This window comes from Bhargavaea ullalensis (assembly GCF_042432615.1).
Taxonomy (GTDB): domain Bacteria; phylum Bacillota; class Bacilli; order Bacillales_A; family Planococcaceae; genus Bhargavaea; species Bhargavaea ullalensis.
Genome location: NZ_JBHLWY010000005.1, coordinates 1 through 18,055, shown reverse-complemented (window position 1 = coordinate 18,055; position 18,055 = coordinate 1). Strand labels below are relative to the sequence as shown.

The window sequence follows — 18,055 nt, the reverse complement described above, 5'->3', positions numbered from 1 at the left end:
GCTTTCCAACTGCTGTTATCGCGGCAGTGAGCCGGCACGGCCGGCGGTTTCACTTTCACTGCTTCCATTCTATCAAAAAACCCCTTTTCATGCCCTTTGCAAAACGGCAAAATCTCCTGCCGGCAGCCCGGCAAGAGAAGGGGTCACTTCTTTTTCGGAATCCTGACCGTGATCTTGTAAAAATCCTCTTCGTCTTCTTCCTCTGTCTTCAGGTGGATGCCGCTCTGTTTGACGAGCGACAGCGACTGGCGGATCGTGTTCAGGGCTATCCTGACGTCCTTGCTCACAGCCTTGCGCTTTGTCTTCGGCTTTTTTTCTTCCTCTTCACCGTCTTCCGGATTGAGGATCTGATGGATCCGCTCTTCCAGCTGTTTGACGTTGTACTCCTGTTCCTTTATTTCTTCAAAAAGCCGGAGCTGGAGTTCCTCATCTTTTAAAGCCAGCAGGGAGCGCGCATGCCGCTCGGAGATCCGGCGGTCGAGGATTCCGCGGCGGATCTGTTCGGGAAGCTTCAGAAGGCGGAGTTTATTGGCCACCGTCGACTGTCCCTTGCCGAGCCGCTGGGCGAGCGCTTCCTGGGTGAGCGAGTGGAGCTTGAGCAGCTTGTCGTAGGCCATCGCTTCCTCGATCGCCGTCAGTTCTTCCCGCTGGAGGTTCTCGATCAGTGCGACGGAGGCCGTCTCTTTGTCGTCCATATCCCGGACGATCGCCGGCACTTCCGCCCAGTTCAGCTTCTTCATCGCGCGGTATCTTCGCTCTCCGGCGATGATCTCATATTTCCCGTCTTCAATCGGCCTGACGACGATCGGCTGGATTACCCCGTGGATATTGATCGTCCGCGCCAGCTCATCGATTTTATCCTCATCAAAAATCGTTCTTGGCTGAAATCGGTTCGGTATGATATCAGCGAGCGGAACTTTGATGACATCCTCTGACCGCTCTGCCGCGTCCGTCTCAATAAACTCTTCTTTTTCGCTGTTCCCGAAAAAACGTGAGAACGTGCTCTTCAAACCGGGCACCCCCTTGTGGACATCCTTGCTCATAAGGTAATTAATTCGATAAGAAGCCTGGAAATCCTTCAATCGCGTTTCACGTGAAACAATTACTTGACGAGCGGCTGCTTTGCTGGCGTTCCCGGCTTGCGCGGATACTTTTTAGGCGTCTTGGAAACTTTATCGAAGACAAAGATGTTTCGTTCACTTTCCTCAACCGGGAGCAGGAAGGAGTATGAGTCGGAAAGCCTGCCACCGAGCGTCTTCACTGCGTACGCTGCTTCTTCCAGTTCTTCTCCGGCAGAAGCCGCCTTCATGGAGATGAACCGGCCCCCTTCCTTGACAAGCGGAAGGCAAAGTTCGGCGAGGAGCGGCAGGCGGGCGACCGCACGTGCCGTGACCACGTCGAACGCCTCGCGGAATTCAGGATTCTGTCCCGCTTCCTCGGCACGTGAATGGACGAAGCGGACGTGATCAAGGTCCAGTTCTTTTCCGAGCTCTTCAAGGAACGTGATTCGTTTGTTGAGCGAATCGATGATCGTCACCCGGAGTTCCGGGAAGCAGATTTTCAGCGGAATGCTAGGGAATCCCGCACCCGCCCCGACATCACAAACAGTGAGCGGACCCTCGAACGATGTCCGGAATGCGACACTCACCGAGTCCAGGAAGTGCTTCAGGTAAACCTGGTCTTTGTCGGTGATGGCGGTCAGGTTCATTTTTTCGTTCCATTCGACGAGGAGTTCATAGTAGCGACGGAACTGCCCGGCTTGCTTCTCGCCCAGTTCGATGCCGTGTCCGGCAAGTTCGCAGATAAATTGTTCTTCGTTCATGAGACGGTACCCCTTCCATGGAAAGGGCCGATGCGAAACCCCGTTCACATCGGCCTGTTATGAATTCTTTGAAACTGTCAGCTGGTAACTTTTGCGATCTTCCCGTGTTCGATATAGACAAGAAGAATCGAGATGTCCGCCGGGTTGACGCCGGAGATCCGGGAAGCCTGCGCGATCGAGAGCGGGCGCACTTCCTTCAGGTTCTGGCGCGCTTCCGATGCAATGCCCTGGATCGCATCGTAGTCGATGTCTTCCGGAATTTTTTTGTCTTCCATCTTTTTCAGCCGTTCCACCTGCTGCATCGACTTGTCGATATAGCCTTCGTACTTGATCTGGATTTCAACCTGCTCCTTCACATCATCCGGTAGCGCTGCTGGCGCCGGCGTGGCACCTTCGATCAGTCCATAGTGGATTTCCGGCCGCTTGAGAAGGTCGGCGGCATGGACGGCTTCCTTCAGCTCGGTGCCGCCGATTTCCCTGATGGCTTGCTGGATGGCTTCGTCCGGCTTGAGGACGACTGAGCGCAGGCGGCTGATTTCATCCTCGATCATCCGCTTTTTCTCCAGGAATGCGGTGTGGCGCGGCTCAGACTGCATGCCGATTTGGTAACCGAGCTCCGTCAGCCGCATATCCGCATTGTCATGGCGGAGAAGAAGACGGTATTCGGCGCGTGAGGTGAGAAGCCGGTATGGTTCGTTCGTCCCCTTCGTCACGAGGTCATCGATCAGGACGCCGATGTACGCATCGGATCGGCTCAGGATCACTTCTTCGCGGCCAAGCACGCGGGCGGCGGCGTTGATGCCGGCCATGATGCCCTGTGCGGCCGCTTCCTCGTAGCCGCTCGTCCCGTTGATCTGGCCGGCTGTATAAAGGCCGCGGATCCGCTTCGTTTCAAGCGTCGGCCAAAGTTGCGTCGGCACGATGGCGTCGTACTCGATCGCATAGCCGGCACGCATCATTTCAGCCTTTTCAAGACCCGGCACCGTTTCGAGGAGCCGGCGCTGCACATGTTCCGGCAGGCTGGTCGACAGCCCTTGCACATACACTTCACGCGTATTGCGTCCTTCCGGCTCAAGGAAGATCTGGTGCCGCGGCTTGTCCGCGAAGCGGACGATCTTGTCTTCGATCGACGGGCAATAACGAGGTCCTTTGCCTTTGATCATGCCTGAGTACATCGGGGACAGATGAAGGTTTTCATTGATCGCCTCGTGGGTTTCGGCCGTCGTATAAGTCAGCCAGCACGGAAGCTGGTCGGTGATGAACTCGGTCGTCTCGTAGCTGAATGCATGCGGTTCTTCGTCTCCCGGCTGGATTTCCGTCTTGCTGTAGTCAATCGTCCGGCTGTTGACGCGCGGCGGTGTTCCGGTCTTGAACCGGACCAGGTCGAATCCGAGCTCCTCGAGGTTTTCCGCCAGGCCGATCGACGGCTGCTGATGATTCGGACCGCTGGAGTATTTCAGGTCGCCGATGATGATTTCCCCGCGCAGGAAGGTCCCGGTCGTCACGACGACCGTTTCCGCCCGGTAGACGGCGCCGACCTGTGTGATGACGCCCTTGATTTCATCATCCTCGACGATGAGTTTTTCAACGATGCCCTGGTGGAGCAGGAGGTTTTCCTGCTCTTCCAGGAGGCGCTTCATTTCCTGCTGATACAGCACTTTGTCGGCCTGTGCGCGGAGCGCCCGGACGGCCGGCCCTTTACCGGTGTTCAGCATGCGCATCTGGATATGCGTCTTGTCGATCACTTTGCCCATGGCTCCGCCGAGTGCATCAATTTCCCGGACGACGATTCCTTTTGCCGGTCCGCCGATCGACGGATTGCACGGCATGAAAGCGATCATGTCCAGGTTCATCGTCAGCATCAGTGTCTTTGCGCCCATCTTCGCGGCGGCCATCCCGGCTTCCACGCCGGCATGCCCCGCTCCGATGACAATTACGTCGAACTTGCCTGCTTCAAATTGCGGCATGTTCGTCACCCTTCCTAATTAAAGAATATATAAATCCGGACTTTGCCGGAATCGGTTCATTTTCCAAGGCAGAACTGAGAAAACAACTGGTTGATGAGGCTGTCCTGCACGGTGTCCCCGACGATTTCGCCGAGGATTTCCCAGGCGCGGGTCACATCGATCTGGACCATGTCGACCGGAACGCCCGCCTCTGCGGCACCGATCGCTTCTTCCACCGCCGAACGGGCGCTGTGAAGGAGTGCGACGTGGCGTGCGTTCGATACGTAGGTCATGTCCTGGTTGCCCGTGTGTCCTTCGAAGAACATTGAGGCGATCGCTTCTTCGAGTTCGCCGATGCCTTCATCCTGCAGGAGGGAGGTGGTGACGAGCGGAGCGCCGGGAGCGAGCTGCTTGAGCTCATCGAGATCCATCCTCCGCGGAAGGTCGGTTTTGTTCGCCACGATGATGACATCCATGCCCTTCACCGCGTCGAACAGGCGATTATCTTCTTCGGAGAGCGCTTCAGAGCTGTTGAGGACAAGCAGGATGAGATCCGCTTCCTTCAGGACTTTGCGCGACCGCTCGACGCCGATCCGCTCGACGATATCCTCCGTTTCCCGGATCCCCGCCGTGTCGACCAGCTTCAGCGGCACGCCGCGCACGTTCACGTACTCCTCGATGATATCACGCGTCGTTCCGGCGATATCCGTGACGATTGCTTTGTTTTCCTGCAGAAGACTGTTGAGCAACGATGATTTTCCGACATTCGGCCGGCCGATGATCGCCGTGGATAACCCTTCGCGGAGGATCTTGCCCTGTCCGGATGTCCGGATGAGCTTGTCGATCTCTTCCTTTACCCACGTGCATTTTTCGACGAGGACCGGAAGCGTCATTTCCTCCACGTCATCATATTCGGGGTAGTCGATGTTCACTTCGACCTGCGCGAGCGTCTCGATGAGCGCCTGGCGAAGGCTGCCGATGAGCCGGGAAAGCCGGCCTTCCATCTGGCCGAGCGCCACGTCCATCGCACGGTCTGTTTTGGCACGGATCAGGTCGATGACCGCTTCCGCCTGGCTCAGGTCGATGCGCCCGTTGAGGAATGCCCGCTTCGTGAACTCGCCCGGCTCCGCAAGACGCGCACCGCTCCTGAGCACAAGTTCCAGCACGCGATTCACCGACGTGAGTCCGCCGTGGCAGTTGATCTCCACCACGTCCTCGCGCGTGAACGTTTTCGGCGCCTTCATGAGCGACACCATCACTTCTTCCGCAACCGAACCGGTTTCCGGATCGACGAGGTGCCCGTAGTGAATCGTATGGGAGGCCATTTCCGACAGCGGCTTGCCCGACGGTGCCCGGAACAGCTTGTCCGTGATGGCGACTGCTTCGTCCCCGCTCAGCCGGACAATCGCGATCGCCCCTTCGCCCATCGGTGTGGAGATCGCCGAAATCGTATCAAATTCCATTTGGGCCACCCTTTCCTTGCGTTCTTCTATTTGGCTAGCTTCGGGCGGCTGCAAGCGGGTCAGTCAGCCGTTGACGTCTTGACGGCTCCCTTTGGCTGACTTCCTCGACTCCCGCCCGTTCCGCTTTTCTATCCACATGTGGATAACCTTTTTCACATGGTTATCTAACGTATTATAATATCACAAACGTGCTTATTTCAAAAGTGGGGGTTTCCGGAAACAGGGAGAGATTGTGTCTGGTTTTCTGTGTAAGTGAGCGGATTTCTTCGATAAATCGAGTTCCTGGACACGTCCATGGTGCTGTTTGGGATGAGTGGAATCATAGAGGCCTTGAGTGAGCGCGTTACAGGGGTGAGTGGAATCATAGACACCGTGAGTGAGCGCATTGCAGGGGTGAGTGGATTCCTGGCGCGATGCTGTCCGGTTTTTGGGCGGCGCCCATGATAAGCGAGCGAATTTCTTCGACTGGCGGAGTTTACATAATACAGTTGGACACAATCCAGGGAAAGAGACGGGATGCGTCGGGTTAAGAAAACGAAAAAACCGGGCAGCGTGATCGGCTGCCCGGCGTTGGTTCGTTGATTCATTTGTGAGGTTCGATGACGAGATGGCGGTGCGGTTCTTTGCCTTCAGAATGGGTGTCGACGTCAAACCGTTCTGACAGCACATGGTGGATGATCTTGCGCTCGCTTGCCGGCATCGGTTCGAGTGCGATCCGGCGGCCGGTGCGAACGGCCTGGTCGGCTTTGCGTTCCGCAAGCAGTTCAAGTGTCTCTTTGCGGCGGGCCCGGTAGTCGCCGGCATCCACGCTGACGAGCAGGAACTGCTTCGCCTTGTTGTTCGCCACGACCTGGACAAGCTGCTGCAGGGCGTTGAGCGTCTGTCCCCTCTTGCCGATGAGCAATGCTGCGTCAGGGCTATGAAGGCTGAATTCCAAGTTCTTTCCGTCCAGCATATGGACCACCTTGACGTCCTTTACGCCCATTCCGTCTGCGATCGCCTTCAGGTAATCCGCCGTTTCGGCAATGGCTTCATCCAGCTTGCGGATTTCCTGTTCCGGATCACGGGGTTCCGGCTCATCAGGTTGGAGCGGTTCAATCGGCTCGGCGGCAACAACCGGGCTGACCGGTCCGGTCACCTTGTCCGTGCGGCCGTCCGAAAGATCCGGAATCTCCGGTCCTTTAGGAGCATGCTCCATCTCGTCCGCAGGCTCTTCTTCCGCCTTTGCTTCCGGGGCCGGGTGCTCATCCGGCTTGACCGGTTCCATCGGCTCAGCGGCGACGACAGGCGGGGCCGGCAATTCATCCGGAGCGGCTTTTGCCTCTTCCGCATTGGGGCCCGCTTCCTTTTCCGCGCCGTCCGCCACGCTCGCATCGGCGGCCGAGACGCGCACCTTGGCGTCTCTGGCACCAAAGCCCAAAAACCCTTTTTTGCCTTCGTCAATGACGTCAATGTTCACTTCATCGCGGGCAAGGCCGAGTTCCTTCAGTGCATTGGAGACTGCCTGATCGACCGTTGCGCCCGTCGCGACCGTCTGCTTCATTTTTTCTTACCTCCCGATTTGGGGCCGCCTTTCTTTCCGCCGCTTTTTGCGGCTTTCGGCTGAGCGGCAGGCTTGTTGCCCGGCCGGCTTCCCCTGTTGGTTGCCGCGGAGGCCGCGGCCGGTGCCGTCTTTTTCTCCCACGGCTTGTACAGGAACAGGTTCGTAATGAAGGAGATGATATTTCCGACAATCCAGTACAGCGTCAATGCGGCCGGCAGGATTGTACCGATGAAGAAGATCATGACCGGCATGAAATACATCATGACCTTCATCTGCGGATTGTCCATCGCCGGGCCTGTGCGCAGCACGATGAACTGCATCGCAGCCGCAAGGAAAGCCAGAATGATGCTCGGTTCGGCAAGGTTCACTCCAAGGAAGTTACCGACCTCGATGCCCGGTGTCGCATTCATTCGGCTGATCGCATGGTAGAACCCGATGAGGATCGGCATCTGGATGATGACCGGGAAGCAGCCGGCGGCCGGATTGACTTTCCGCTCCGACATCAGCTGCTGGAATTCCTGCTGGTACTTCTGCTGAGTGACGGCGTCTTTCGACTTGTATTTTGCCTGGAGCGCCTTGATCTCCGGCTGGATCTCCTGCATCCGCTTCGAACTTTGCGTCTGCTTGATCATGAGCGGCAGCAGCACGAGCCGGATGATGATCGTCACGGCGATGATCCCGAGACCGTAAGTCCCGAGCAAGTTCTTGAACGCGGTGATGATGGAGACGAGCGGCCAGACGATGAAGCGGTTCCAGAACCCTTCGCTGTCCTCGTAGATCGGTTCCTTGAACTCGGTGCATCCCGCAAGGAATGAAGCGAGCAGGGCGACCATGAGAACAAGCAGTAACTTCTTCTTCAAAATCGTTCCCCCAGACTGATATCTTCTATTAGTATTGTGCGGGACGGGTGCTTCCCGTCCTTTCCCCTCATCGTACCACGGTTAAGGCCGGCGGTTCTACTTCTTTCTCAGCACTTTGGCGATGCGCATCACATGGATGAGGCTTTTCTTGGTCGTGTGGAAATCGATGGCCGCCGCCTGGTGGCGGGCGATGATGATATAGTCCATATCCGGCCGGAGATCATCTCCCAGTTCCAGAATCGACTGGCGGACATAACGTTTGATCCGGTTGCGAGTGACGGCGTTGCCGATCTTCTTTGAAACCGATATGCCGACCCGGAACTCTTCCTGTCCTTCTTTGCGCAGCGAATAAATGACAAACTGCCGGTTTGCAAATGACTTTCCCTTCTTGAAGACCTTCTGAAAATCTTCGTTCTTCTTTACCCGCTGGTGTTTATTCATGTCTCCCACACCCATCTGAATTTCTTTTTACTTCATTGGCAAGAAGCCGGCCGAAACGAAAAAAAAGACCACTGAGTGATCAGTGGACTTATGCTGAAAGTACTTTTCTTCCTTTGCGACGGCGTGCTGCGATCACGCGGCGGCCGCTCTTTGTTTTCATGCGTGCGCGGAATCCGTGTACTTTGCTGTGCTTACGTTTATTTGGTTGGTACGTGCGTTTCATCTATAAGACACCTCCTGGTCGTTGCCGATTAACTTCAGACAGTCTTGCATATTATAATTGAGCATCTTCCATCTGTCAACCATTCCCCAAGAAGACAGATCTGCTTCCTCTTCCGTGCTTGTCCTTCTTCTCAGACTTTTTTTCTCTCTCCGCGCCGCTCCGGCTCCCGGCAAAGTTATCCACGGTTATCCACCGTTCCTTCAAAACGCCCTGTGGGCACCATTCGACAGGAAAAAAGTTATGCACACCATTTATCGACAAGTTTCGCACAGCTCCACTGCCTGTGGATAAGGGAGTTGTGCACAGTTTCGGACCGTGTGGATAAGTGCCGCAAAGTGTTGTGCTTTCCGGTTTTTTTTGTTACGATGTTGGAGCATAACTTTTCTCCGGAAACAGCCGGTTAAATTCTTATCCACAATTGTTAATATGTTGTGGATAATTTTTTCCGCGTTTTTTGACAAGCCCTATCCACAGCCTGTGGATTTGTGAGCAAATTCGCCGGCGTGATTGATATTCCGACAAAATAACTAGTAAAGGAGGCTGTGTGTTGGAACAGTTCGAGGATTTATGGAACCAGGTGCTCGCCCGGGTGGAACAAAAGATTTCCAAGCCCAGTTTCGAGACGTGGCTGAAGTCAACCCGGATGGTCGACTACCGGGATGACACCGTCGTCATCGGGGCACCGAACTCATTTACGCGGGACTGGCTCGAGAACCATTACGTGCAGCTCATTGCCGGCATCCTCGCCGAATTGACCGGCGAAGACGTACATATCCGTTTCACCGTGCCGAAAGACGTCGATGAAGACCAGTTCAACATGCCAAAACCGAATGCAAAACCCAAAAACGGTCGCCACGTGGACCCGTCGCCGGGAATGCTCAACCCGAAATACACTTTCGACACATTCGTCATCGGCAGCGGCAACCGGTTCGCCCATGCCGCGTCCCTTGCCGTTGCGGAAGCGCCTGCGAAAGCGTATAACCCGCTGTTCATCTACGGGGGCGTCGGACTCGGCAAAACCCACCTGATGCACGCAATCGGCCATTACGTCCGGGAGCATAACCCGGATTCAAAGGTCGTCTATCTGTCGTCGGAGAAGTTCACGAATGAGTTCATCAACTCCATCCGCGACAATGAGGCGGTTGAATTCCGCGATAAATACCGCAATGTCGACGTGCTCTTGATCGATGATATCCAGTTTATCGCCGGAAAAGAACAAACCCAGGAAGAATTTTTTCATACGTTCAATACGCTCCATGAGTCGTCAAAGCAAATCGTCATCTCCAGCGACCGCCCGCCGAAAGAGATTCCGACGCTTGAGGACCGGCTGCGTTCGCGTTTTGAATGGGGATTGATCACCGACATCACGCCGCCTGATCTGGAAACCCGGATCGCCATCCTCCGCAAGAAAGCGAAAGCCGACGGGCTGGTGGATGTCTCAAACGATGTCATGCTCTACATCGCCAATCAGATCGACACGAACATCCGGGAGCTTGAAGGGGCGCTCATCCGGGTTGTGGCCTACTCTTCGCTCGTCAACGAAGACATTTCACCCCAGCTTGCGGAAGAAGCGCTGAAGGACATCATCCCGAATGCAAGGCCGCGCCAGGTGACGATCCTGGATATCCAAAAAGCGGTCGGGGAGCATTTCCATGTCCGCCTTGAGGACTTTGCAGCCAAAAAACGGACCAAGTCCATCGCGTTCCCGCGGCAGATCGCCATGTTCCTTTCACGAGAGCTGACCGAATCCTCGCTGCCGAAGATCGGCGATGAATTCGGCGGACGCGATCATTCAACGGTCATCCACGCACATGAAAAAATCTCAAAAATGCTGAAGGAAGACGAAAATCTCCAGCAGGATGTCAAGGAGATCAAGGCTGCCCTCGGCAAAAACTGAGTGTGGATAACCCGTTTTTTGCGTGCACGGCAGTGCACAGCTTATGCACATGTGGACAGCTTAGGAAGCCGTGGATCAAAGGGGCTTATCCACTTATCCACAGGCCCTACTACTATTACTATTATTCTTTTTACTTTTAAATTAAATATATACGCGGAGGTATGAAGATGAAATTTGAGATTGCGAGGGATCGGCTGATCGATGCACTGAACGATGTCATGAAGGCAGTCAGTTCAAAAGCAACGGTCCAGATCCTGACGGGGATCAAACTGGAAGTGGACGAAGAAGGCCTCCGGCTGACGGGAAGTGATTCCGATATTACAATCCGGACATTTGTGCCTGCAGAAGAAGACGGGGAACAGCTGATCCGAACTTCACAGGGTGGATCGATCGTGCTTCAGGCCAAATACTTCAGTGAAATCGTGCGCAAGCTTCCGACAAACGAAGTGGAGATTGAAGTGAGCAACCATCTTCAGACCCATATCAGGTCCGGAAAATCCGAATTCCATCTGATCGGCTCCGACGCGGAGGATTATCCGCAGCTTCCTGAAATCGACGACGATCGCCATTTCGCCATTCCCGGCGATTTGCTGAAGACGATCATCCGGGAAACGGTCTTTGCGGTATCGACTTCCGAAAGCCGCCCGGTCCTCACCGGCGTTCATTGGCAGGTGAAAGACGGGGAACTCGTCTGTGTCGCGACGGACAGCCACCGTCTTGCCCGGCGGAAAACCCGCCTGGAAACAGCGCCGGAAGACGAATACAGCATCGTGATCCCGGGCAAAAGCCTGCAGGAGCTCAATAAAATCCTTGGCGACTCAAGCGAACCGGTCGGCATCACCATGAGCAACAAGCAAGTGCTTTTCCGGGCAGGGCATGTCCTTTTCTATTCCCGGCTGCTGGAAGGGAACTACCCGGACACATCCCGCCTCATCCCCGCGGAATACAAAACGGACATCACCGTCAACGGCCGGACGCTTCTCCAGTCAATTGACCGCGCATCGCTTCTTGCGAGGGAAGAGAGGAACAATGTTGTCCGGTTCATGGCAGACGGAGGCAACACGGTGGAAATCTCCTCGAACTCTCCGGAAATCGGGAAAGTCGAAGAACTCGTCGAAACATCCGCCGTCGAAGGAGATGAGCTCAAGATCTCCTTCAGTGCCAAATACATGATGGACGCGCTCCGTGCGATCGAAGGGCAGGACATCGTCATCCGCTTCTCCGGAGCGATGCGCCCGTTCGTCCTTAAATCCGTCGACGACGACACACTCCTCCAACTCATCCTCCCCGTCCGGACTTACTAAGAAAAGCGGAGGGCGGCCGACGTGGGAAGTCAGCCGGAGTGGCTGCAAGGAGCCACAGGCATGACTGCAAAACCGGACAGGACGACTTGCGAAAAGGGACGGCTTTGAACGCCGTCCCTTTTGCTTATTTGAAAACTTTCGATAAGATAAAAAGAAAAGCGGAACGGAACAAGGAAAGGCGGCGATCGACCATGGAACAACTGTTAATCGAAAGCGAGTTCATCACGCTCGGCCAGGCACTGAAGATGACCAATGCCATCGGATCGGGCGGCATGGCCAAATGGTTCCTGTCAGAGCATGAGGTGTACGTGAACGGCGAGCAGGAGGGCCGGCGCGGCCGCAAACTGCGTGACGGAGATGTCGTCAACATCCCGGGCACAGGCAGATTCCGGGTGACGGGAGCGTCCGCGGGGCCAACAGATGCACATTGAGAAACTCAAATTAATCAACTACCGGAACTACGAAAAGCTGGAGCTTTCTTTCTCGCCGCAGATCAACGTGTTCATCGGCGAAAATGCGCAGGGAAAAACGAATGTCATGGAAGCGATCTACGTGCTGGCGATGGCCAAATCGCACCGGACGGCAAACGATCGCGAATTGATACGCTGGGGCGCTGATTATGGTAAAATAGAAGGAGTGGTGGAGCGCAAATACGGTCCGCTGCCGCTTGAGCTCATCCTTTCGAAAAAAGGGAAGAAGGCCCGGGTCAACCACCTGGAACAGCAACGCCTCAGTGACTATATCGGGCAGCTGAACGTCGTGATGTTCGCGCCGGAGGACCTGCACCTCATCAAGGGCAGCCCCCAGGTGCGCCGGCGTTTTTTGGATATGGAGATCGGGCAGGTTTCAAGGGTGTATCTCCATGACCTCCTTTCATTTCAGAAAGTGCTCAGGCAACGGAACTCGATCCTCCGGGCCAACCAGGGCAGAAAAGAACTGCAAGATGTGATGTTTGATGTCTATACTGACCAGTACATCGGGCTGGCGGTGCAGATTATGCGCAAGCGGTTCGCTTTTGCCGAACTGCTGCAGAAATGGGCGGAACCGATCCATGCGGGCATTTCACGCGGCAAGGAAGAACTCCGGGTGATCTACGAACCGCTGAAGGGGATCGACCCGGACCAGTCCCCCGAAGAAATGAAAGAGCGGCTCGGTGAAAAGCTCGCAGGACTGAGAAGCCGCGAACTCGAGAGAGGGGTGACGCTGGCGGGCCCGCACAGGGATGATCTGACTTTCCTTGTGAATGGGCATAATGTCCAGACGTACGGTTCCCAGGGCCAGCAGCGGACTGCGGCCCTTTCGCTGAAACTTGCGGAAATCGAGCTGCTCAAGCAGGAAACGGGGGAATCTCCGGTGCTTCTCCTGGACGATGTGCTGTCCGAGCTGGACGATTACCGCCAGTCCCATCTCTTGAATACGATACAGGGACAGGTTCAGACATTCGTCACGACGACGAACATCAGCGGCATCAACCACGAGACCATCCGGGAGGCCGATCTGTACCGGGTTGAGTCCGGCGCGGTCTCTGCGGAACAGAAAGACGTCTGAACACGCGGACGGGCATCGCCTGCCGCGGGTTTTCACTCATATAGGGATTGCTGCATAGTTTTTTTTGGGTCATGAAAGGGCAGGTGAGCGGAAATTGGCGATGGATGAAAACCATCTTCATGAGGATGATTACGGAGCGGATCAGATTCAGGTTCTTGAAGGCCTGGAAGCGGTCCGCAAACGTCCCGGAATGTATATCGGAACGACCAGTTCAAAAGGTCTGCACCATCTCGTCTGGGAAATCGTCGACAACAGCATCGACGAGGCGCTGGCAGGCTACTGCGATCACATCGAAGTCTATATTGAAAAAGACAACTGGATCCGCGTCCAGGACAACGGGCGCGGAATCCCGGTCGGCACCCAGGAAAAGACGGGACGCCCGGCGGTGGAAGTCATCATGACCGTCCTCCATGCGGGGGGCAAGTTCGGCGGAGGAGGATACAAAGTATCCGGCGGCCTGCACGGCGTCGGCGCCTCGGTCGTGAACGCCCTGTCGGAGCGGACCGAAGTGACCGTGGCCAGAGACGGGCATCTTTACTTCATCGCGTTTGAACGCGGCCTCATCAAGGACGATCTGAAGATCATCGGCGACACGGAAGAAACCGGTACGATGACCCGCTTCAAGGCGGATCCCGAGATCTTCACCGAAACGACGGTCTATGAATACGACATCCTGGCGCACCGTCTGCAGGAGCTGGCCTACCTGAACCGGGGCCTGCGCATCACGATCACCGACGAGCGCGGGGAAGAGCTGCGGAGCGACTCCTTCCACTACGAAGGCGGGATCAAGTCGTATGTCCAGCACATCAACGAAAACAAAGATCCGATCCATGAGGAGCCGATCTTCATCGAAGGTGAAAAAGACGGCATCTCGATTGAAATTGCGATGCAGTACAATGCAGGATATGCATCGAACATCTTTTCATTCGCAAACAACATCAACACGTACGAAGGCGGCACGCACGAATCCGGCTTCAAGACCGCTCTAACCCGGGTCATCAACGACTACGCGCGCAAAAACGGCCTGCTCAAGGACAATGATGCCAACCTGTCCGGAGATGACGTCCGCGAAGGGCTGACCGCGATCATCTCGGTCAAGCACCCGGATCCGCAGTTCGAGGGACAGACAAAGACGAAGCTCGGCAACTCCGAAGTGAGCCCGATCGTCAACACTCTCTTCTCGGCGGGCCTCGACCGGTTCCTGCTTGAGCATCCGACGGGCGCCCGGACGATTGTGGACAAGGGTCTCATGGCGGCGCGTGCGCGCATTGCGGCGAAGAAGGCCCGTGAATTCACGCGCCGGAAATCCGCGCTGGAAGTGTCCAGTCTGCCGGGCAAGCTGGCCGACTGCTCTTCGCGCGACCCGGCGATCAGCGAACTGTACATCGTTGAGGGCGACTCTGCGGGCGGATCCGCCAAAAATGGACGGGACCGCCATTTCCAGGCCATTCTGCCGCTTCGCGGGAAAATCCTGAATGTGGAGAAGGCCCATATGAACCGGATTCTCGGAAATGCGGAGATCCGGATGATGATCACGGCACTCGGCACGGGCATCGGCGATGAGTTCACACTCGAAAAGGCGCGTTACCACAAGCTCATCATCATGACCGATGCCGACGTCGACGGCGCCCATATCCGGACGCTGCTCCTCACTTTCTTCTTCCGTTTCATGCGGCCGCTCATCGAAGCGGGCTATGTCTATATCGCACAGCCGCCGCTTTATCAGGTGAAGCAGGGCAAGACGGTCGAATACTGCTACAACGACACCGAACTGCAAGAGATCCTGGGCCGCCTTCCGCAGGTGCCGAAGCCGGTCATCCAGCGCTACAAAGGGCTTGGGGAGATGGATGCGACGCAGCTGTGGGATACGACGATGGATCCCGAACACCGCACCCTGCTGCAGGTGTCCCTCGAGGACGCGCTTGATGCGGATGCAACGTTCGAGCAGTTGATGGGAGACGAAGTCGGACCGCGCCGGCAATTCATCGAAGAAAACGCGGAATATGTTAAGAACCTGGACATTTGAGGCTTTTTGAAAGGAGTCAACTACCATGGCAGACACGCCGAATCGTGGCGTCCAGCGCATCAATATCAGCACGGAGATGAAAACCTCGTTCCTCGACTACGCGATGAGTGTCATCGTATCGCGTGCGCTGCCGGACGTGCGGGACGGGCTGAAGCCGGTGCACCGCCGCATCCTGTACGCAATGCAGGATCTCGGGAACACGGCGGACAAACCGTACAAAAAATCCGCCCGTATCGTCGGCGACGTCATCGGTAAGTATCACCCGCACGGCGACAGCGCCGTCTATGACACGATGGTCAGGATGGCACAGGACTTCAACTACCGGTATATGCTCGTGGACGGGCACGGCAACTTCGGGTCGATCGACGGCGACTCGGCGGCAGCCATGCGATACACCGAATCACGCATGTCCAAAATCTCTGCGGAGATGCTGCGTGACATCAATAAAAACACGATCGACTACCAGGCAAACTACGACGGTCAGGAAAAAGAACCGATCGTCCTTCCGAGCCGGTTCCCGAACCTGCTCGTCAATGGTACGTCCGGCATCGCGGTCGGCATGGCCACCAACATCCCGCCGCACCATCTGGGCGAGACGATCAACGCCGTCCTCGCGCTTGCCGACAACCCGGCGATTACGACAGAGGAACTGATGGAGATCGTACCGGGGCCGGACTTTCCGACCGGCGGCCTCATCCTCGGCCGGAGCGGTATCCGCCGCGCCTACGAAACCGGCCGCGGTTCCATCCTGACGAGGGGCAAGGTCGAGATCGAGACGGCTTCCAACGGCAAGGAGACGATCCTCGTCCATGAACTGCCTTACCAGGTGAACAAAGCACGGCTTATCGAGAAGATCGCCGAACATGTCCGGGAAAAGCGGATCGACGGCATCACCGACCTTCGGGACGAATCCGACCGCAACGGCATGAGAATCGTCATGGAAGTCCGTCGGGATGCCAACGCGCACGTCATCGTCAACAATCTTTACAAGCATACCGCGCTGCAGACGAGCTTCGGCATCAACATGCTGGCGCTCGTGAACGGCCAGCCGAAGGTGCTCAGCCTGAAAGAGATCCTGTTCCATTACCTTGAGCACCAGAAGGAAGTCGTGACGCGCCGGACCCAGTTTGAGCTGAACAAGGCAGAGGACCGCGCCCACATCCTTGAGGGGCTGCGCATTGCACTCGACCATATCGACGAAATCATTGCGCTCATCCGGGCATCGAAAAACACCGAAGAGGCGAAGTCCGCGCTCATGGAGCGGTTCGAACTGTCGGAGCGGCAGTCCCAGGCCATTCTGGACATGCGGCTCCAGCGGCTGACCGGGCTGGAGCGGGACAAGATCGAAGAGGAGTACAAAGAGCTCCGCATCCTGATCGAAGAGCTGCGGGCTATCCTCGCAGATGAGCAAAAACTGCTTGAACTCATCAAAGAGGAACTGACGGAAGTGAAAGAGCGCTTCTCGGACAACCGACGCACGGAAATCACCTCGGGCGGCTCCGAAATGCTCGAGGATGAAGACCTCATCCCCGTCGAGAACTCCGTGCTCACCCTGACGCACAACGGTTATATCAAGCGCCTGCCGGCAAGCACTTACCGCAGCCAGCGCAGGGGCGGCCGCGGCGTGCAGGGCATGGGGACGAACGACGATGACTTTGTCGAGCACCTGCTTTACACATCCACCCATGACCGGATCCTGTTCTTCACAAACAACGGGAAGGTCTATCGCCTGAAAGGCTATGAAATTCCGGAGTTCAGCCGGACGGCAAAAGGGCTGCCGATCATCAACCTGCTCGGCCTCGACAAAGGCGAACAGGTGACGGCCATGCTCCGGGTGGATGAATACGAAGACGATGCCTTCCTCGTATTCACGACGAAATACGGCGTGGCCAAACGGACGCCTGTTTCCCATTTTGCCAACATCCGGTCAAACGGACTGATCGCCCTTTCGCTGAGAGAGGACGACGAATTGATTGCCGTCAAGATGACCGATTCACAGAAAGACATCGTCATCGGCACGCGCAACGGCATGCTCATCCGCTTCAACGAAGAAGATCTGCGGCCGATGGGGCGGACGGCAACAGGCGTCCGCGGCATCCGGCTGCGCGGGGATGACTATGTCGTCGGCATGGATGTGATCGAGGAAGGCCAGGAAATCCTTGTGGTCACAGAGCATGGATTCGGCAAGAGGACACCGGAGTCCGAATACCGGAACCAGTCTCGCGGCGGATACGGCTTGAAGACCGTCCATGTCACCGACCGCAACGGACCGCTCATTTCCATGAAGGCGCTCGACGGAACGGAAGACATCATGCTGATCACCATCCACGGCATTCTCATCAGGATGGATGTCGCGGACATTTCGGTCATCGGCCGGATCACGCAGGGGGTCCGTCTCATCCGTCTCGGCGAAGGCGAACTGGTCGCGACCGTCGCCAAGGTCGAGAAGGAAGAGGAAGAGGACATGCCGGAAGGCGAGATGGAAGACGTGCTGGAGGAACAGTTCGACGATCCGGAAAAACTCGAGCCCGAGTCGGCGGTCGAGGGAGAATTCCCTTCGATCGAAGAGGACGAAGAGGACTTCGGAGAACCGAAAGAGGATTTTGAAGAAGACCCGACAGAATAAGAGATGAACAAAAGGCGCCGGCGCATGAAGCCGGCGCCTTTTCCTATGTCTTGAACTTTTTTCACGGCAGGGGTTGCAATCGGCAGAACAGGCGAGTATACTTTGGAAGTTGCTTTTCGGAGCGGCCGTGCCGACTGGCAAGGATCTGCAGGAACAAAAAAGAGATAACTTTTTTGTTGACATTCCGAAACAACGATGTTAAGATAATAAAGCAGTCGAGTGAGAGAGACTGCAACGAACTGAACCTTGAAAACTGAACAGCAAAACGCTGATAAAATTGTTTCCGGATCCCGACCCCGTCGGGTGAACGAAACACATGATTCGGACATATCAAGCAGATATGCCAGCAACAAAGT

The 18,055-nt window shown here is 56.1% G+C and carries 14 protein-coding genes; 6 read left to right on the top strand and 8 right to left on the bottom strand.

Annotated elements, in window-relative coordinates:
- Positions 1-143: 143 nt before the first annotated feature.
- From noc to rpmH, 8 genes are all read right to left on the bottom strand, one after another.
- A complete protein-coding gene (noc, locus tag ACFFIY_RS00850; protein ID WP_354197433.1) occupies positions 144-1,010 on the bottom strand; it encodes a nucleoid occlusion protein in 867 nt (288 codons plus the stop codon).
- A 92-nt stretch (positions 1,011-1,102) separates the two neighbouring features.
- Entirely contained in the window at positions 1,103-1,822 is a 720-nt protein-coding gene (gene rsmG, locus ACFFIY_RS00845; protein ID WP_354197431.1) for a 16S rRNA (guanine(527)-N(7))-methyltransferase RsmG, read from the bottom strand.
- Positions 1,823-1,899: 77 nt separating this feature from the next.
- On the bottom strand, positions 1,900-3,789 hold the full coding sequence (mnmG, locus tag ACFFIY_RS00840; protein WP_354197429.1) for a tRNA uridine-5-carboxymethylaminomethyl(34) synthesis enzyme MnmG: 1,890 nt from the start codon (positions 3,787-3,789) through the stop codon (positions 1,900-1,902).
- A gap of 56 nt (positions 3,790-3,845) precedes the next feature.
- A complete protein-coding gene (mnmE, locus tag ACFFIY_RS00835) occupies positions 3,846-5,231 on the bottom strand; it encodes a tRNA uridine-5-carboxymethylaminomethyl(34) synthesis GTPase MnmE (RefSeq protein ID WP_354197427.1) in 1,386 nt (461 codons plus the stop codon).
- A 583-nt stretch (positions 5,232-5,814) separates the two neighbouring features.
- Entirely contained in the window at positions 5,815-6,774 is a 960-nt protein-coding gene (gene jag / locus ACFFIY_RS00830; protein ID WP_354197425.1) for an RNA-binding cell elongation regulator Jag/EloR, read from the bottom strand.
- Positions 6,771-7,634 carry a membrane protein insertase YidC gene (yidC, locus tag ACFFIY_RS00825; RefSeq protein ID WP_354197423.1) on the bottom strand — a complete coding sequence of 288 codons (864 nt, stop codon included), beginning with the start codon at positions 7,632-7,634 and terminating at the stop codon, positions 6,771-6,773. The genes jag and yidC overlap by 4 nt, the downstream gene beginning before the upstream one ends.
- A gap of 96 nt (positions 7,635-7,730) precedes the next feature.
- Positions 7,731-8,075, bottom strand: a complete 345-nt coding sequence (gene rnpA / locus ACFFIY_RS00820) for a ribonuclease P protein component (protein ID WP_354197422.1) — start codon at positions 8,073-8,075, stop codon at positions 7,731-7,733.
- A gap of 88 nt (positions 8,076-8,163) precedes the next feature.
- Entirely contained in the window at positions 8,164-8,298 is a 135-nt protein-coding gene (gene rpmH / locus ACFFIY_RS00815; protein ID WP_040226408.1) for a 50S ribosomal protein L34, read from the bottom strand.
- 547 nt (positions 8,299-8,845) lie between these two features.
- Between rpmH and dnaA the strand changes: the two genes are divergently transcribed.
- The 6 genes from dnaA to gyrA all read left to right on the top strand — a co-directional run bounded on the left by dnaA (position 8,846) and on the right by gyrA (position 17,699).
- On the top strand, positions 8,846-10,195 hold the full coding sequence (gene dnaA / locus ACFFIY_RS00810; RefSeq protein WP_354197420.1) for a chromosomal replication initiator protein DnaA: 1,350 nt from the start codon (positions 8,846-8,848) through the stop codon (positions 10,193-10,195).
- A 167-nt stretch (positions 10,196-10,362) separates the two neighbouring features.
- On the top strand, positions 10,363-11,499 hold the full coding sequence (gene dnaN, locus ACFFIY_RS00805) for a DNA polymerase III subunit beta (protein WP_354197418.1): 1,137 nt from the start codon (positions 10,363-10,365) through the stop codon (positions 11,497-11,499).
- A 191-nt stretch (positions 11,500-11,690) separates the two neighbouring features.
- The gene (gene yaaA / locus ACFFIY_RS00800; RefSeq protein WP_354197417.1) at positions 11,691-11,930 is read left to right on the top strand and encodes a S4 domain-containing protein YaaA; all 240 of its coding nucleotides are present in this window, start codon (positions 11,691-11,693) and stop codon (positions 11,928-11,930) included.
- Entirely contained in the window at positions 11,920-13,047 is a 1,128-nt protein-coding gene (gene recF, locus ACFFIY_RS00795; RefSeq protein WP_354197416.1) for a DNA replication/repair protein RecF, read from the top strand. The genes yaaA and recF overlap by 11 nt, the downstream gene beginning before the upstream one ends.
- A gap of 100 nt (positions 13,048-13,147) precedes the next feature.
- Positions 13,148-15,073, top strand: coding sequence for a DNA topoisomerase (ATP-hydrolyzing) subunit B (gene gyrB, locus ACFFIY_RS00790; protein ID WP_354197414.1), 1,926 nt, complete (start codon positions 13,148-13,150; stop codon positions 15,071-15,073).
- A 25-nt stretch (positions 15,074-15,098) separates the two neighbouring features.
- Positions 15,099-17,699 carry a DNA gyrase subunit A gene (gyrA, locus tag ACFFIY_RS00785; protein ID WP_354197412.1) on the top strand — a complete coding sequence of 867 codons (2,601 nt, stop codon included), beginning with the start codon at positions 15,099-15,101 and terminating at the stop codon, positions 17,697-17,699.
- Positions 17,700-18,055 lie beyond the last annotated feature (356 nt).

Bases quoted from the DNA above. Each gene is read 5' to 3' on its own strand.
- jag (WP_354197425.1), bottom strand. From the start codon at position 6,774: ATGAAGCAGACGGTCGCGACGGGCGCAACGGTCGATCAGGCAGTCTCC.
- yaaA (WP_354197417.1), top strand. From the start codon at position 11,691: ATGGAACAACTGTTAATCGAAAGCGAGTTCATCACGCTCGGCCAGGCA.
- rpmH (WP_040226408.1), bottom strand. From the start codon at position 8,298: ATGAAACGCACGTACCAACCAAATAAACGTAAGCACAGCAAAGTACAC.
- recF (WP_354197416.1), top strand. From the start codon at position 11,920: ATGCACATTGAGAAACTCAAATTAATCAACTACCGGAACTACGAAAAG.
- mnmE (WP_354197427.1), bottom strand. From the start codon at position 5,231: ATGGAATTTGATACGATTTCGGCGATCTCCACACCGATGGGCGAAGGG.
- gyrB (WP_354197414.1), top strand. From the start codon at position 13,148: ATGGATGAAAACCATCTTCATGAGGATGATTACGGAGCGGATCAGATT.
- mnmG (WP_354197429.1), bottom strand. From the start codon at position 3,789: ATGCCGCAATTTGAAGCAGGCAAGTTCGACGTAATTGTCATCGGAGCG.
- dnaN (WP_354197418.1), top strand. From the start codon at position 10,363: ATGAAATTTGAGATTGCGAGGGATCGGCTGATCGATGCACTGAACGAT.
- rnpA (WP_354197422.1), bottom strand. From the start codon at position 8,075: ATGAATAAACACCAGCGGGTAAAGAAGAACGAAGATTTTCAGAAGGTC.
- gyrA (WP_354197412.1), top strand. From the start codon at position 15,099: ATGGCAGACACGCCGAATCGTGGCGTCCAGCGCATCAATATCAGCACG.
- rsmG (WP_354197431.1), bottom strand. From the start codon at position 1,822: ATGAACGAAGAACAATTTATCTGCGAACTTGCCGGACACGGCATCGAA.